This is a genomic window from Microbulbifer regidiadema (SeqCode), assembly GCF_052466995.1.
The window spans coordinates 2,201,864-2,216,924 of the sequence record NZ_CP174297.1 but is presented as its reverse complement, the minus strand read 5'-3'; the positions used below and the strand labels follow the sequence as shown (position 1 = coordinate 2,216,924).

Genomic DNA, 15,061 nt, shown 5'->3' with positions numbered 1-15,061 from the left:
ACGCTAACGCCCTGTGGCGGTCGCTGTAGGAATTTACAACAAGCCCGGAATATTTATGACTTTGCTAATTGTCTTGATCGCCGTTGCTCTGGTGCAAATCTGGGGTTCGGGGGCTCCCTTGCACCGAGATGGCTGGTTTAAGCGCTGGAGTGAGCATTTGCAAACCTCCAGCCGCTTAAATGGCAATAGTGGCCTATTGCTTGGCGTGACTATTCTCGTTCCGGTATTGATCTCTGCGATTGTGATGGCGCTGGTGGAGAATACCGCCGGCAGCCTCGGTTATCTGCTGGTGGGGGTGCCGCTGCTGCTCTATTGTCTCGGTCGCGGCAACTTTAACGATATCATCGCGAACTACCTGCGCAATTGGTATAGCGGTGACCTGGACGGTGCCGCCAAAGCGGCGGCGCCGATTCTGCGCGAGTTACACGAGGCGCCCTCCGACGGCACCTGCCTGCATGAACAGGTTTTTCGCGGTGCCGCTTACTGTGCTTTCGAGAGACTCTTCGCCGTATTGTTCTGGTTTATCCTGCTGGGAATTCCCGGGGCGATACTCTTTCGCTTGAGTGCTATGTACGCAGAAAATACCCGGGACTCCTCCGAGGAGACAACGGCGGCGCGCTGGCTGTGGTTGCTGGAGTGGTTGCCGGTCCGGGTGATGGGACTGAGCTTTGCCATTGTGGGCAACTTCGCCGGCTGCTACCGCGCCTGGCGCCGGGTGTTGATGTGTCGCGAGAGCGATACCGACCAGGTGCTTGAGGCCTATCTGGAGGGCGCCCTCGGCGGTATTGATGCCAGCGAGTGCAGCGGCAGCGCCGATCTGTCGCAGCTACAGCGTCAAAGTGGCGCGGAGATCGAGGGGTTGCAGGCGCTGCTATCCAGAGCACTGCTGCTGTGGATTACCGCTCTGGCACTGGCGGTGCTCTTTATCTGAGCGGCAGCCTGTACAATCGCCCCGGAGTGCCCGATTAAACTCCGGGGGCGATTGTTGAACCTGTCGTCATTTTCAATATTTTCTTTCCTTTCTATCTTGACTTATCTCCCCTATCTGACGAAATTGCGCGCCCATCTGTCGAGCTTCGGTGCTTTGCCGTAGCACTAGAGCAGAGTTAGCCACTGCCTGTGACGACTTATACTCACTGGAGGACCCCGGGTTTGGAAGTTTCGGTATTGGAACCGCATATGTTGTCAGATTTGGCCCGCGCAAATGATAGGGATACCTCTACACAGGTGGCGGGATTGCGGACGTATTTTCGCAGTGGCAGCACGGCGGAAATCAGCTGGCGGCGCAGGCAACTGTCCCAGTTGCGCAAGATGATTGCAGATAATGAGGCACATTTTCTGCGGGCGCTTCACGACGATTTGCGCAAGCCCCACCAAGAGGGCTATCTCACCGAAATCTCCTTTCTCTACAGCGATATCAATCACAGCCTGAAATCCCTGAAAAAGTGGCTGCGCCCGCGCAAGGTCCAATCGCCGCTGCTGGCCCAGCCGGCGAGAAGCTATGTGCAGCCGGAGCCGCTGGGGGTCGTGCTGATTATTGGCGCCTGGAATTATCCGCTGCAATTACTGTTGTCGCCGCTGGTAGCGGCAATTGCCGCCGGCAACTGCGCGGTGGTGAAGCCCTCGGAGTTATCGCCGGCGACCTCCCGCTTAATTGCACAGTTACTGCCCCGTTATCTCGACAGCGACGCCTTTGCCTGTATCGAGGGCGGGGTCGCAGAAACTACGGCGCTACTGGAGCAGCGCTGGGACCATATTATGTACACCGGCGGTAGCCGGGTAGGTAAAATCATTATGGCGGCAGCGGCCAAGCACCTGACCCCGGTGACCCTGGAGCTCGGTGGCAAGAGCCCCTGTGTCGTTGCCGACGATGCGGATTTGGCCGTGGCGGCGCGGCGAATTATCTGGGGTAAATTTACCAATGCGGGGCAGACCTGTATCGCCCCGGACTATGTGCTGTGTAGCCGCGAAACCGCCAATCGCCTCACCCCCCTATTGCAGCGGGTACTCTGGGAAATGTTCGGTGAGCACCCGCGAGAATCCGCCGATTATGGGCGCATTATTAACCGCCAGCACACCCTCCGCCTGTCGGATTACCTGGGAGATGGGGAGGTGATATCGGGCGGTGAAGTCGATGTGGATGACTGCTATATGGCGCCGACTCTGATGCGCAATGTCAACCTCTCGGCGGGGGTGATGCAGGAGGAGATTTTTGGTCCGATACTGCCCATTATTGAACTCGATGATTTCTCCAACGTGGAGACGTTTATCAACGAGCGCGAAAAACCCCTGGCCCTGTATATATTTACCCGGGATGATGCATTGGCAGACCGCATTCTATCCCGTTGCAGCTCCGGCAATGCCTGCGTTAACGATTGCATGATGTTTATGCTGGCCCAGGACCTGCCTTTTGGCGGAGTGGGTGCCAGCGGTATGGGGGCCTATCACGGCGAGCACGGCTTTCGCACCTTCAGCCACTACAAGGCGGTGATGCGGCGCAGAAATATTCTCGATATCAATATACGATATGCACCCTACAGCGACAGGAAAATGAAATTCCTGCGTATGCTCAGCAAATAATCCCCGCATCAATAGGCACACGGTTCTGCTGTGCCTGCTCCGTAGAATACTCGGTGTCAGATCAGCTGGATTATGCCCAACTAGCCGAAAAGGAGACACCGAATGGCGCCCCTGGATCACAGCGAGATACCTACCAGTGAGGATGTATTTAGTGCCGCGCAAAATATTGCGGAACAAATACATCACACCCCGTTGCTGCGCTCTCGACAGCTAAATGAATTGACCGGTGCCAACCTGTGGTTCAAGTGCGAGCACTTGCAGAAGGTGGGCGCGTTTAAAGCGCGGGGCGCCGCCAATGCGCTGTCGCTTCTGCCCGAGGGGGTCGAGGAAGTTGCAACCCACTCATCCGGCAATCACGGTGCGGCCCTGGCCTGGGCCGCCGCCCAGCGGGGATTATCTTGCACGGTGGTTATGCCGGAGACTGCACCCAAGGCCAAGCGGGCTGCGGTAGAGGGTTACGGTGCCAAGGTGGTGACTTCGGGCCCCAGTCTGGCCGAGCGCGAATCTACGCTGGCCGCTGTGCTTTTGGAGAGCGGTGCGCACCCAGTTCCGCCCTACGACGATAAACGCATTATTGCCGGGCAGGGCACGGTGGCGATGGAAGTGTTGCAGCAGAGCCGCGAACAGGGTTTTACGCCGGACGTTATGGTGGTGCCGGTGGGCGGCGGCGGTTTGCTCGGCGGCGTGGGGCTGGCCGTGGCGGCACTGGCCCCAGACACCCTGGTGATTGGCGCCGAGCCCGCCGGAGCCGATGACGCCCAGCGCTCACTGCGCGGTGGCGTTCATATCACCACGCAGCAGCCCGATACGATTGCCGATGGCCTGCGCGCCACACTGGGGGATAAAAATTATGCCGTTATTGAGCGCACCGTGCGGGATATTGTGACGGTGAGCGAAGCTGGTATCGTCAATGCGATGCAGCTATTGTGGACGCGAACCAAACAGCTGGTAGAGCCGTCGGCGGCGGTGGGCCTCGCTGCAATCATTGAGCACAGCGCGCGCTTCCGCAATAAGAATGTCGTGGTTGTTTTGACCGGCGGAAATATGGATCTGGATAAAGTGGCGCCACTGCTGTCCAGTGAAAAAAAGTAGAAGAGGAAAACTGGGATATGAGTCAATGGTTGAAAAAAAGCGGCCGGGGAGTTGCCGGTTGGATTTGTGCCGCCACCCTGTCACTGACTGGGGTTAACGCCACTGCTGAGGAACTGACGCTGTCATCCAGCTCACTACAGGCCGGGAAAAAAATGCCCATGGCCCATGTTTACGGCGCTTGTGGCGGTGAGAATCTGTCCCCCCAGTTGAGCTGGAGTGGGGCGCCGGAGGGCACTAAAAGTTTTGCCATTACCGCTTACGACCCCGACGCACCTACCGGCAGTGGCTGGTGGCACTGGGTGGTATTTAATATTCCGGCGGACACGACCAGCTTGCCAGAGGGGGCCGGCGACCTGAAAAACGGCCTGATCCCGGAAGCGGTGCAGGGGCGCAATGATTATGGCAGTCCCGGCTACGGCGGCGCCTGCCCGCCCAAGGGCCACGGGGATCACCGCTATCGTTTTCGTGTCTATGCCCTGAAAGTGGAATCCCTGCCACTGGATGAAGATGCTTCTCCTGCTAAAGTTGGCTTCAATATCAATGCCAATAAATTGGCCGAAGCAGAGCTGCAAGTTGTGTGGGGCCACTGAGTAAATACATCAATCTAATCCCGCTGCACGGTGATCGCTGTTGCAGCGGCTCGGGCTCTGGAGGCCGCGCTTGACCAATTCGCAGAAGCCAATGACATGGGGGCAGGCGCTGGGCGCTTATTTGAAGCCCCGTGTATTCGCCATGTTCTTTCTCGGCTTTTCCGCCGGCCTCCCGCTTCTGCTGGTTTTTTCCACCTTGACCGCCTGGCTGCGGGATTACGGTGTCAGCCGCACGGCCATCGGCTTTTTTGCCTGGGTGGGGATTACCTTTTCCATCAAGGTGCTCTGGGCCCCGATTGTCGATCAGCTGCGCCTGCCGTTCTTTACGGATAAATTGGGCAAGCGCCGGGGCTGGATGCTGGTCTCGCAATTGGGAATAGCGCTTGGCCTGGTGGGAATGGCCAGTGTGAACCCCCAGCTCTCCCTGATGCAGATAGCCCTGCTGGCCCTGTGGGTCGCTTTCTGTTCGGCCTCCCAGGATGTGGCGATTGACGCCTACAAAATTGAGGCTATGGACAATGAGTACCAGGGCGCCATGGCCGCCAATTATGTGTTTGGCTATCGGGTGGCCATGTTGATTGCCGGCGCCGGGTCCCTGTTTATTGCCGATATCTTCAGTTGGTCTGGGGCCTATCTCGCCATGGCCGGATTGATGGGGGTTGGGGTGATTACCACCCTGATTATTGCCGAGCCGGATCACAGCCAGGTCAGCAGGGAGGCCGATGCGCTACAGAGTGAGTGGGCGGAGCGCCTGCTGGGCAAGGGGGAACACAGCCGCCTAAAACGGTGGTTTGTCCGCGCCGTGGCCTGTCCCTTTATCGAATTTTTCCAGCGCAATGGCCGTTTCGCCATCGTTTTACTGGTGTTTATCGGTATCTTTCGTTTAAGTGATATCGCGATGGGGGTGATGGCCAACCCCTTCTATTTGGATCTCGGTTTTACCAAAACAGAGATTGCTGAGATCAGTAAGCTGTTTGGCTTCTTTTGCACCATTATCGGCTCCTTTCTCGGCGGGCTTTTAGTGGTGCGTTACGGCGTTGTGCGCCCGCTGGTACTGGGCTCGGTAATGGTCGCCTGCACTAATCTGCTGTTTGCCCAGCTCGCAGTGATCGGCCCGGATAAGACGTGGCTGGCACTGGTGATCAGCGCGGACAATATCAGCGGCGGGATAGCCAATGCGATACTGATCGCCTTTCTCTCCAGCTTGGCCAATAGGGCCTATACCGCGACTCAGTACGCGCTGTTTAGTTCTCTGATGACCCTGCCGGGTAAATTTATCAGCGGCTTTTCCGGCATAGTGGTGGATGCTCAGGGGTATGCCTATTTCTTTATTTACGCCGCGCTGATGGGGATTCCCGCTATAGTGCTGTCGGTTTATTTCTGGCGGCGCGAACAGCGCGACTGGCCGGGAGAGGTGGTGCAGCCGGGGGCGGGCACTACCTAGGGTTTGCGGGAGCACTTTCCTCTTGGCTGGGGCTCCCCAATCCAATGTCATATCAAAACTCTTCACCGGGCACTTTGCCCGGCTTGTGTCTATGGTGGTTGTAGCGGTGCAACCCACTCCTCCTAGGCTCGCTGTTATAGCTGCTTGTGTGTCTGATAGTTGTTGGGTCGGGTATCACCGGCAAATGATACACAGCGAATAAAAGCGACAAACTATGGCCCACGAAACCATCCGGGAGGCGGTGCTCAATCGGCGTATGCTGATTTGTATCGGCACCGGCTTCTCCTCGGGGATGCCGCTCTTTGTGTTGATACAGCTGGTGCCGGCCTGGCTGCGTACCGAGGGCGTAGACCTGGCCACCATCGGTATCTTTGCACTGCTCGGGCTGCCCTATACGTGGAAATTTATCTGGTCTCCGCTGATGGAGCGCTACGCTTTTCCCGCGCTCGGGCGCCGGCGGGGCTGGATGCTGGTGATGCAGCTGTTGCTGATAGTTTCTATTGGCGCTTTGGGGCTGTTTAAGCCGGAGTTTGATATCGGCACGATAGCCGCGCTCTGTTTTGCCGTCGCTTTTTTTAGTGCCAGTCAGGATATTGTCCTGGACGCTTTCCGCCGGGAAATTTTGCCGGATCAGGAGTTGGGCCTGGGCAACTCTTTTCATGCCAATGCCTATCGGATCTCCGGTCTGGTTCCCGGCTCTCTCAGTTTGATTCTGTCGGATCACCTGGCCTGGGATCAGGTCTTTATTATCACGGCGGCATTTATGTTGATCGCCGTGTTTATGACCTTGCTGGTGGCTGAACCTGAGCACCCCGCCGCTCGGCCCAAATCCCTGCGTGAGGCTATCGCCTTGCCCTTTGTCGAGTTTTTTAATCGCAACGGGGTCAGGCAGGCGCTGCTGGTGCTGGCTTTTATGTTTCTGTACAAACTCGGCGACAGTATGGCCACGGCGCTGGCCACGCCCTATTACCTGGATATGGGTTATTCCAATACCGATATCGGCATAGTGGCAAAAAATGCCGGCTTGTGGCCTGCGGTTATTGGCGGCTTTTTGGGCGGCTTGTTGATGGTCAAGATTGGGATTAACAAGTGCCTGTGGATTTTTGGTGTGGTGCAGCTGGTCTCGATTTTCGGATTTATTATTTTATCGGAGGTCAATGGCGAGCTGGTGGGGACACCGGGTTTCGATCCGAGTCTCTGGCTGCTGGCGATAGTGATTGCCTTTGAATATCTCGGGGTGGGCTTGGGCACGGCGGTGTTTATTGCGTTTATTGCCCGCACAACCAGCAAATTGCACACTGCGACCCAGTTCGCCCTGTTTACCGCTCTGACCTCCCTGCCGCGCACCTTTGCCAATGCCTCCACCGGCTATCTGGTGGAGGGGGTGGGCTGGACACATTTTTTTCTGCTGTGTGCGGCGCTGGCGGTGCCGGGAATGATCCTGCTATTTTGGGTCGCGCCCTGGGGAGCCGATGAAGTCGCCTAGTTCTCTGTGCCCGATTACGGTTTCCAGCGGTATCTCCCCATATCGACCCGCCCTTTTAGCAGTGTGATCCCCTCGCTTTCCAGCCTCTCCCGCTGGCGGCTGGCTCCCGGTTCTGGCAGGGAGATACGCCCCTGGGCATTGATCACCCGGTGCCAGGGGAGCTTGGTGCCCCTGGGCAGTTTGCGCAATGTTTGACCCGCCAGTCGCGCGGCTCGTGGGTAGCCGGCCATTTCTGCCAGATCGCCATAGGTGACAACCCGCCCCTCGGGAATGGCTGCGAGGGCCTGGCAGATTCTCTCCAGGGCATTTTGTTTTTCCATCAAAGCTCCAAGTACCGGTAGTATTTGATCGCACTTTTATGCTTTCCGCTCTCACTAATCCGGATTTTTATTCGCTATTTATGGATACTTTACCAGTTTAAAAGGTCATACTCCTGCTGCTACTGAGACCGCGTGCTACATAGTCAGAGTTATGGCATCATGCGGCTTTGCTGTAGTTGCACGACTAGTTGCACCATTCTTACATTTAAATGTCCAAGGTTTCCCTGTGGTTTTACCGATACGACCTCCCAAATTCCTCGCTCACACCCTCCTGCTTCTCGCACCTTTGCAGGTTCAGGCCGGTGTGTTGACCCTGGAAAATGGCGATCGCATTCAGGGGGAACTGATTCTTGTAGAAAAGGATCAGGTCACTTGGCAATCGGAGACTTTCGGCGAAGTCCAGGTCGATAAATCCAAAGTGGTATCAATGGATATCGATACCGATATTAAAATTGCCGGTAGAGATGAACCTTGTACCTTAGCGGGTCATCGCCAGGAGCGCTGGGAAGTTTACTGTGCTGAAGGGCGCGGTTGGCTGATTGATTTTCCCGGAATCGAGCGGGCGGAACCCTACACGGCGTTTACCACGAGTCCTGTTTTGCTCCACGGTGATATTACCGCTGGGGGCGTATTCGAGAGCGGTAACCGTGAGCGTGAAGATCTCGATGCCAATATTAATCTGGATATTCGCCATGGGGATTTCCACCACCTGATAGGCTCTATTTATCAGAACCAGGACAGTGAAGAGGACGGCGATCTGGAAAAAATCCAGCTCAACTACGATTTGCGCTGGATATTTTCTGAGAAATGGTTTGCTGTCGCCAACAGTAAACTGGAGCGAGAAGAGGCGCAGAATCTGGACTTGGGCACAACGCTTGGTCTCGGTATGGGTTATCTCTTTTACGATACCAGCAAAACGTCTTTCTCGATGGAAGGCGGCTTGAGCAGTCTGCACGAGAACTTTATCGACGAAGAGTTGAGTGAGGATCAGGACGAGCGCTACGTTGCTGGTCGAATCGCATTAAATTACCGCTACAAGTTTTCCCTCGGTCCGGAAATTTATTTCGATCAGGAAACCCTGCAATCTTTCGACCACAGTAACGACTACGAAGCCAATGCCAAGCTGGGGGTGCGCACACCGCTGGTGGAAGGTGTGCTGATGGAGATCGGCTACGAGTGGCAGTACGACAATACCCCCTCCCTGGAAAGTGAAAAAGAAGATAGCAAAGTCACCGTTGGTGTAGGCTACGAATGGTAGTTTCCCTGCGGGCATGCATTGGGTACGCTTAAGCAGTCATAAACGATAAATCTAAAAAACGAGCGACGACGAGGAGTTCAATATGCAGATCGCTGACAGTATTGTTGCGATTACCGGTGCGGGCCAGGGACTGGGGCGCGCGATGGCCGAGTACCTGGCGGCGAGAGGTGCGCGCCTGGCCCTGATCGATATCAATGAAGAAAGCCTGCAAGACAGCGTGGCTGCCTGTGAAAAGCTCGGTGCAGAGACGCGCAGCTACGGGATCAATGTTGCCGATGAGGTGGCTGTGGATTCCGGCTTTGCAAAAATCGCAGCCGACTTTGGCGGTCTCCAGGTATTGATCAATAACGCAGGTATTATGCGCGATGGCATGTTGCTCAAGTGCAAAGACGGCAAAGTGACCGATCGTATGTCCCTGGCCCAGTGGCAATCGGTGATTGATGTGAATCTCACCGGGGTATTCCTCTGCGGCCGTGCCGCTGCGGGCATTATGGCCGAAAGTGGCAAGGGTGGGGTGGTGATCAATATCTCCAGCCTGTCCCGTGCGGGCAATATGGGGCAGACCAACTACTCCGCCAGTAAAGCCGGTGTTGCCGCGATGACGGTAACCTGGGCCCGCGAACTGGCGCGCTACGGCGTGCGTGTTGCGGCGATTGCCCCGGGCTTTATCGGCACCGACATGGTTGCGCAGATGCGCCCGGAGATTCTGGAGAGCCTGGTCAAGCAGGTGCCTTTGCGCAGACTGGGTGAGCAGGATGAGATCGCATCGACCGTTGCGTTTATCCTGGAAAACGATTTTGTCACCGGTCGGGTGATGGATATCGATGGCGGTGCGCGCCTGTAAGCTACAGGCTTAGCGAAGCGCAAAAAAGGGTGAACGCTGTTCACCCTTTTTTTATGCCCGCATTAATTTGAGCCAGAGGGGGCTCAACTCACACGTGTCACGCCGCCGGCGCGGAACTTCGAGTACATCAGTTGCCACAGCTGTAGTGAGCGGGCCCGGAAGGCGCCGGCGTAAGACAATAGGTAGTAGCGCCACATCCTGTAGAAGCGCTGGCCGTAGTGGTCGGCAAAGCGCGGCCAGTGTTCCTCAAAATTTTTGTGCCAGGCCATCAGGGTTCTATCGTAGTCGTAGCCGAAGTTGTGTAGGTCCTCGCACACCAGCAGGTGATCGGCGGCATCCCCCAACTGCCCGATAGAGGGAAGTTCGCCACCGGGAAAAATGTACTTCTCGGTCCACAAGTCGGTGGAAGCACTGCGCTGATTGTTGCCGATGGTGTGCAGCAGCATCAGTCCGTCTTTCTTCAGGCAGCGCTCCGCTGTTTCCATAAAGGTGCGGTAGTTCTTGCGCCCGACATGCTCAAACATTCCCACACTGGCGATGCGGTCGAAGGGTTCCTGGAGCTCGCGGTAATCCTGTAGTGAGACCGTAATGGGCAGCCCCCCATAGCGCTCTGTCACATAGGCCTGCTGTTCACGGGAAATAGTCACGCCGACGCACTCGACCTGATACTTTTGCGCAGCGTAGCCAATCAGGCTGCCCCAACCGCAGCCGATATCCAGCAGGCGCATCCCCGGTTTAAGCTCCAGTTTGCGGCAGATCAAGTCCAGTTTGGCTTCCTGGGCCTGATCGAGAGTCTGCGCTTCTTTCCAGTAGCCACAGCTATAGGTGAGGCGACTGTCCAGCATTGTGCTGTAGAACTCATTGCCGAGATCATAGTGTTGCTCGCCAACGTTGAAAGAGCGGTTCTTGCTCTGCAAGTTGATTAAATAGCTGCGCAGGGCGCGCCAGGACTGACGCCAGTTTCGGTAGTCTTGCGGGATTCTAGCACCGAGCAACCGGTGGAAAAATTGATCGAGATCCTGGACATCCCAGTCGCCGCGCATATAGCTCTCCCCCAGTCCCAAGCTGTGGCGGGCGACAATCTCATCCTGGGCAGCCTCCCGGTGGAGCTGAAGGTCCCAGGGCCTCTCCCCATTTATTTGAATATCTGCTTTTGCCAAAATATCGCCCAGCAAATGGCGACTGCGGCCGATAGCGGGAACCTCTACCGCATTCTGCTGTTCGCTAGTCATTCAACTCTCCCTTGGTCTCATTATTATTGGGTTGAAGGAGGCGCCCTTGAATAATTTGCCTCCCCGCTCCATTTATTACAGCATATTGAAAAATGTGATTGTCCCGGCTTTCTGCGAAGCTGGTTAACTAGGAATTCCCCCGATGCGCCCATTACTACTTCTATTTATAGCTCTCCCTGTACTCGAAATGTGGGTATTGATCGCCGTAGGGAGTGAAATTGGCGCCTTACCAACAATCGGCCTGGTTATTTTGACAGCTGTGGCTGGACTGACACTGCTTCGCCGTCAGGGAATCTCTACCCTGCTGCGGGCTCAGGAGAAGATGCGCAGCGGAAATATTCCCGCGAAAGAGATGGTCGAGGGGATATTCCTCGCCGTCGGTGGGGTGCTGTTGCTCACCCCGGGTTTTATTACTGACTTCTTCGGATTTATCTGCCTGATCCCCGGGCTCAGAAACCTGTTGCTCGGTTTTATTCTTCGTCATATCAGTGTGGTGCCCCCTCAGCACTTCACTCAGTCACCGCAGCAAAAGCGCGGCGATGACATTATCGAAGGTGAGTACTCGCGGGATGAAAAGCGCACGGCGGAGGCTAAGCACTCCGTTGAAGACAAGCGTCCCAAGCCCTAATCTGGTCAAAAAATATGCAAAATGCCCGCAGTAAGAATTTGCTGTGCAGTTTTTTTACCTGTTGGTGTTGAAATCCTTATTCCCGCCCTTAGATAGGGTTCAGCTAAGAATTAAGCCCCGCCTCTGGAGAACAGAGAGGGGTGAGGTTACCGGCCCCAGGGGCCAGTGCCGCCCATGTTGGAAACCATTAAAACGACTCAATGGAGAACTTATCCATGAAAATTCGTCCTTTACACGACCGCGTCGTAGTACGCCGTAAGGAAGAAGAAGCGATGTCAGCTGGCGGTATCGTGCTGCCAGGCGCTGCCAAAGAAAAGCCGAACCAAGGTGAAGTGGTAGCCGTGGGTGAGGGCAAGCAGCTGGACAATGGCGACGTTCGCGCACTGTCTGTGAAGGTAGGTGACACTGTTGTTTTCGGTCGCTATGCCGACAGCAATACCCTCAAGGTGGAAGGCGAAGAGCTGATCATCATGAGCGAAGGTGATATCTACGGCGTGTTGGAAGGCTAAGACAAGCCTTTAACTTTACTCGCAAAAAGAATTTGAGGAATTAGAATCATGGCAGCTAAAGACGTAATTTTTGGTGATGACGCTCGTCAGAAAATGCTGAAAGGCGTAAACATTCTGGCAGACGCAGTTAAAACTACCCTGGGCCCGAAAGGCCGCAACGTTGTTCTGGACAAGTCCTTCGGCGCTCCTACCGTAACTAAAGACGGTGTTTCCGTAGCGAAAGAAATCGAACTGAAAGACAAGTTCGAAAACATGGGCGCACAGATGGTTAAGGAAGTGGCTTCCAAAGCTTCCGACACCGCTGGTGACGGCACCACCACCGCTACCGTTCTGGCTCAGGCGATCGTAACCGAAGGCCTGAAATCCGTAGCTGCTGGCTTCAACCCGATGGACCTGAAGCGCGGTATCGACAAAGCGGTAACCGCAGCAGTTGACCACATCGCTGGTTTGTCCACGCCTTGCGCCGACACCAAGTCTATCGCTCAGGTAGGTACTATCTCCGCAAACAGCGACGAGAACGTTGGTACTATCATCGCCGAAGCCATGGAAAAAGTGGGTAAAGAAGGCGTTATCACCGTTGAAGAAGGTTCCGGCCTGGAAAACGAGCTGGACGTAGTAGAAGGTATGCAGTTCGATCGCGGCTACCTGTCTCCTTACTTCATCACCAACCAAGAGAACATGACTGCCGAGCTGGACAGCCCGTTCATCCTGCTGGTAGACAAGAAAATCTCCAACATCCGCGACCTGCTGCCGCTGCTGGAGCAAGTAGCTAAAGCTTCCAAGCCGCTGCTGATCATTGCTGAAGACGTAGAAGGCGAAGCGCTGGCTACTCTGGTTGTAAACAGCATGCGCGGCATTGTTAAAGTTGCTGCGGTTAAAGCACCGGGCTTCGGCGACCGTCGCAAAGCTATGCTGCAAGACATCGCTATCCTGACTGGCGGCACTGTAATTTCTGAAGAAGTTGGTCTGGAGCTGGAAGGCACTACTCTGGAGCACCTGGGTACCGCTAAGCGCGTAACCCTGTCGAAAGAAAACACTGTTATCGTTGACGGTGCTGGCGATGTGAAAGACATCGAAGCGCGCGTTGGCCAGATCCGTGCACAGATCGAAGAATCCTCTTCCGACTACGACAAAGAGAAGCTGCAAGAGCGCGTAGCCAAGCTGGCTGGCGGTGTTGCGGTAATCAAAGTTGGCGCCGCGACTGAAGTGGAAATGAAAGAGAAGAAAGCCCGCGTTGAAGACGCCCTGCACGCTACTCGCGCTGCGGTAGAGGAAGGCGTAGTACCTGGCGGTGGTACCGCTCTGGTTCGCGCTACTCAGGCTATCTCTGTAACTGGCGACAACGAAGACCAGAACCACGGCATCGCCGCTGCTATGCGCGCTATGGAAATGCCGCTGCGTCAAATCGTTTCCAACGCTGGTGACGAAGCTTCCGTAGTTGTTGACAAGATCAAGCAAGGCGAAGGCAACTTCGGTTACAACGCTGCTACTGGTGAGTACGGCGACATGCTGGAAATGGGTATCCTGGACCCGGCTAAAGTAACCCGCTCTGCACTGCAAGCGGCAGCTTCTATCGCTGGTCTGATGATCACCACCGAAGCCATGGTTGCAGAAATCCCGGAAGAAAAGCCGGCTGCTCCTGACATGAGCGGTATGGGTGGCATGGGCGGTATGGGCGGCATGATGTAATCGTCATGACTTAGTCTCATTAAGTCCTATAAAGCCCGTAAGCCTTTGGTTTGCGGGCTTTTTTTATGCCTTCTTGCCTCATGAGGTCTACTGGTGTCGCACAAAATCCTGAAGGATTTAGGGGGTTAATGAAGGGTATCGTCATATGTAATCGTCTAAAATTTGGGGTATTATCGTAGATGATACCCCGCATGATACCCCTACTTGTGCCCACATTGAGGTGAGATATGGCTTTAACAGCGTTGGAAGTTAAGAACTCTATCTGTCCTGAAGGTAAGAAGAAGCAGACAAAGAAAAGTGATGGTAATGGGTTGTTTTTATTGATAAAAAGCAATGGCGCGGTTTCAAGTAATAACCGCAATTCCATTATGCAGCGAGTAAATCTACTCGCTGCCCCATAAATAATTCATTCGGTGAACGGCAGCCCCTTGTCCTTCTCGGGCGATTGTTGAGGCGCTCCATAACATGCTTTATTTGCTCGTCGGTGACTTGGTTAAAGTCACTCCCCTTTGGGAAGTACTGCCGTATAAGTCCATTCGCATTTTCATTGATGCCACGCTCCCATGATGCATACGGATGAGCGAAGTAGATGTCGGCTTCAAGCGCCGCACCCATTCTTTCATGTTCAGCAAACTCAAGGCCGTTGTCGAAGGTAATGGTTTTAACCTTGGATTTTAGAATAGCCATATTCGCTATAGCAGCTTCTGCCTGCAAGTCGGCACGTTTCCCCGTCAATCGAACAATCACCGTATACAGCGTTTTCCGCTCAACTAGGGTCAATAAGGCACTCTGACGCCCCTTGCCCATGATGGTGTCACCCTCCCAATCACCGATACGATTGCGGCGATCCACGATGACTGGCCGATCATCTATGTCCACACGGTTCTTAATCTTCCCTCGCCGCTCATAACTGCCATAGCGCTTTCGATAAGGCTTAGAGGCGACCCTCAAATGCTGATGGAGATTCCCGCCGCTGGATTTGTCCCTGTAAATAAACTGGTAGACCGTCTCATGGTGCAACGACACTTTCTTATGTATCAGTAGATAATCAACAACCTGCTGAGGGCTCAGCTCCTGGCGTATCAACTGGCCAATCCACTCCTTCACTTCATCCGTCAACTTTATGGCCTTATAAGCCTTGGTTCTGCGGCTGTCGCTGAGCCGTTGCGCTTGAGCAGGCCTATAACCTCTAAGGCCTCGATTACGCTTCAGTTCCCGGCTGATCGTTGAAGGGCTACGCCCTAACTGATCAGCAATCTCTTTTTGCGTCAGTCCTACTTTCTTTAATGCGTCAATTTGATATCGTTCGTTCTCGGTCAGCTGGTTGTAGCTCATCAGTGCTTTTCTCTTGGTCGGGAGAGGCACAGACTCTACCTGTAGTGGCATAGT

14 protein-coding genes are annotated in these 15,061 nt (G+C 54.9%); 11 read left to right on the top strand and 3 right to left on the bottom strand.

Annotation, left to right across the window (positions count from 1 at the left end; translation table 11 throughout):
• Positions 1–55: 55 nt before the first annotated feature.
• From ampE to ACJJIK_RS09525, 6 genes are all read left to right on the top strand, one after another.
• Entirely contained in the window at positions 56–931 is an 876-nt protein-coding gene (gene ampE, locus ACJJIK_RS09550) for a regulatory signaling modulator protein AmpE (RefSeq protein WP_444931987.1), read from the top strand.
• 248 nt (positions 932–1,179) lie between these two features.
• Positions 1,180–2,580, top strand: a complete 1,401-nt coding sequence (locus ACJJIK_RS09545; protein WP_444944891.1) for an aldehyde dehydrogenase family protein — start codon at positions 1,180–1,182, stop codon at positions 2,578–2,580.
• Between the two features lie 102 nt (positions 2,581–2,682).
• Positions 2,683–3,672 carry a threonine ammonia-lyase gene (locus ACJJIK_RS09540; protein WP_444944890.1) on the top strand — a complete coding sequence of 330 codons (990 nt, stop codon included), beginning with the start codon at positions 2,683–2,685 and terminating at the stop codon, positions 3,670–3,672.
• A gap of 17 nt (positions 3,673–3,689) precedes the next feature.
• A complete protein-coding gene (locus ACJJIK_RS09535; RefSeq protein ID WP_444944889.1) occupies positions 3,690–4,262 on the top strand; it encodes a YbhB/YbcL family Raf kinase inhibitor-like protein in 573 nt (190 codons plus the stop codon).
• A gap of 70 nt (positions 4,263–4,332) precedes the next feature.
• On the top strand, positions 4,333–5,706 hold the full coding sequence (locus ACJJIK_RS09530) for an AmpG family muropeptide MFS transporter (RefSeq protein ID WP_444944888.1): 1,374 nt from the start codon (positions 4,333–4,335) through the stop codon (positions 5,704–5,706).
• Between the two features lie 214 nt (positions 5,707–5,920).
• Positions 5,921–7,192, top strand: a complete 1,272-nt coding sequence (locus tag ACJJIK_RS09525) for an AmpG family muropeptide MFS transporter (RefSeq protein ID WP_444931982.1) — start codon at positions 5,921–5,923, stop codon at positions 7,190–7,192.
• 14 nt (positions 7,193–7,206) lie between these two features.
• On the opposite strand, the gene ACJJIK_RS09520 is transcribed toward ACJJIK_RS09525, so the two are convergent.
• The gene (locus tag ACJJIK_RS09520) at positions 7,207–7,512 is read right to left on the bottom strand and encodes an MGMT family protein (RefSeq protein WP_444944887.1); all 306 of its coding nucleotides are present in this window, start codon (positions 7,510–7,512) and stop codon (positions 7,207–7,209) included.
• 226 nt (positions 7,513–7,738) lie between these two features.
• Between ACJJIK_RS09520 and ACJJIK_RS09515 the strand changes: the two genes are divergently transcribed.
• Together ACJJIK_RS09515 and ACJJIK_RS09510 are read left to right on the top strand one after the other, a co-directional pair.
• The gene (locus ACJJIK_RS09515) at positions 7,739–8,770 is read left to right on the top strand and encodes a DUF481 domain-containing protein (RefSeq protein ID WP_444944886.1); all 1,032 of its coding nucleotides are present in this window, start codon (positions 7,739–7,741) and stop codon (positions 8,768–8,770) included.
• A gap of 82 nt (positions 8,771–8,852) precedes the next feature.
• Positions 8,853–9,614: an SDR family oxidoreductase gene (locus tag ACJJIK_RS09510; RefSeq protein ID WP_444944885.1), complete on the top strand. Its 762-nt coding sequence runs from the start codon at positions 8,853–8,855 to the stop codon at positions 9,612–9,614.
• Positions 9,615–9,697: 83 nt separating this feature from the next.
• On the opposite strand, the gene cfa is transcribed toward ACJJIK_RS09510, so the two are convergent.
• Positions 9,698–10,846, bottom strand: coding sequence for a cyclopropane fatty acyl phospholipid synthase (gene cfa / locus ACJJIK_RS09505; RefSeq protein ID WP_444944884.1), 1,149 nt, complete (start codon positions 10,844–10,846; stop codon positions 9,698–9,700).
• A gap of 142 nt (positions 10,847–10,988) precedes the next feature.
• Here cfa and ACJJIK_RS09500 point away from each other — a divergent pair, with 142 nt between their 5' ends.
• The 3 genes from ACJJIK_RS09500 (at position 10,989) to groL (ending at position 13,672) form a co-directional block, all read left to right on the top strand.
• Positions 10,989–11,474: an FxsA family protein gene (locus ACJJIK_RS09500; protein WP_444944883.1), complete on the top strand. Its 486-nt coding sequence runs from the start codon at positions 10,989–10,991 to the stop codon at positions 11,472–11,474.
• Between the two features lie 215 nt (positions 11,475–11,689).
• Positions 11,690–11,983, top strand: a complete 294-nt coding sequence (locus ACJJIK_RS09495) for a co-chaperone GroES (protein ID WP_020412315.1) — start codon at positions 11,690–11,692, stop codon at positions 11,981–11,983.
• Between the two features lie 48 nt (positions 11,984–12,031).
• The gene (groL, locus tag ACJJIK_RS09490) at positions 12,032–13,672 is read left to right on the top strand and encodes a chaperonin GroEL (RefSeq protein WP_444944882.1); all 1,641 of its coding nucleotides are present in this window, start codon (positions 12,032–12,034) and stop codon (positions 13,670–13,672) included.
• A 366-nt stretch (positions 13,673–14,038) separates the two neighbouring features.
• On the opposite strand, the gene ACJJIK_RS09485 is transcribed toward groL, so the two are convergent.
• Entirely contained in the window at positions 14,039–15,007 is a 969-nt protein-coding gene (locus ACJJIK_RS09485; RefSeq protein ID WP_444944881.1) for an IS30 family transposase, read from the bottom strand.
• Between the last annotated feature and the right edge of the window lie 54 nt (positions 15,008–15,061).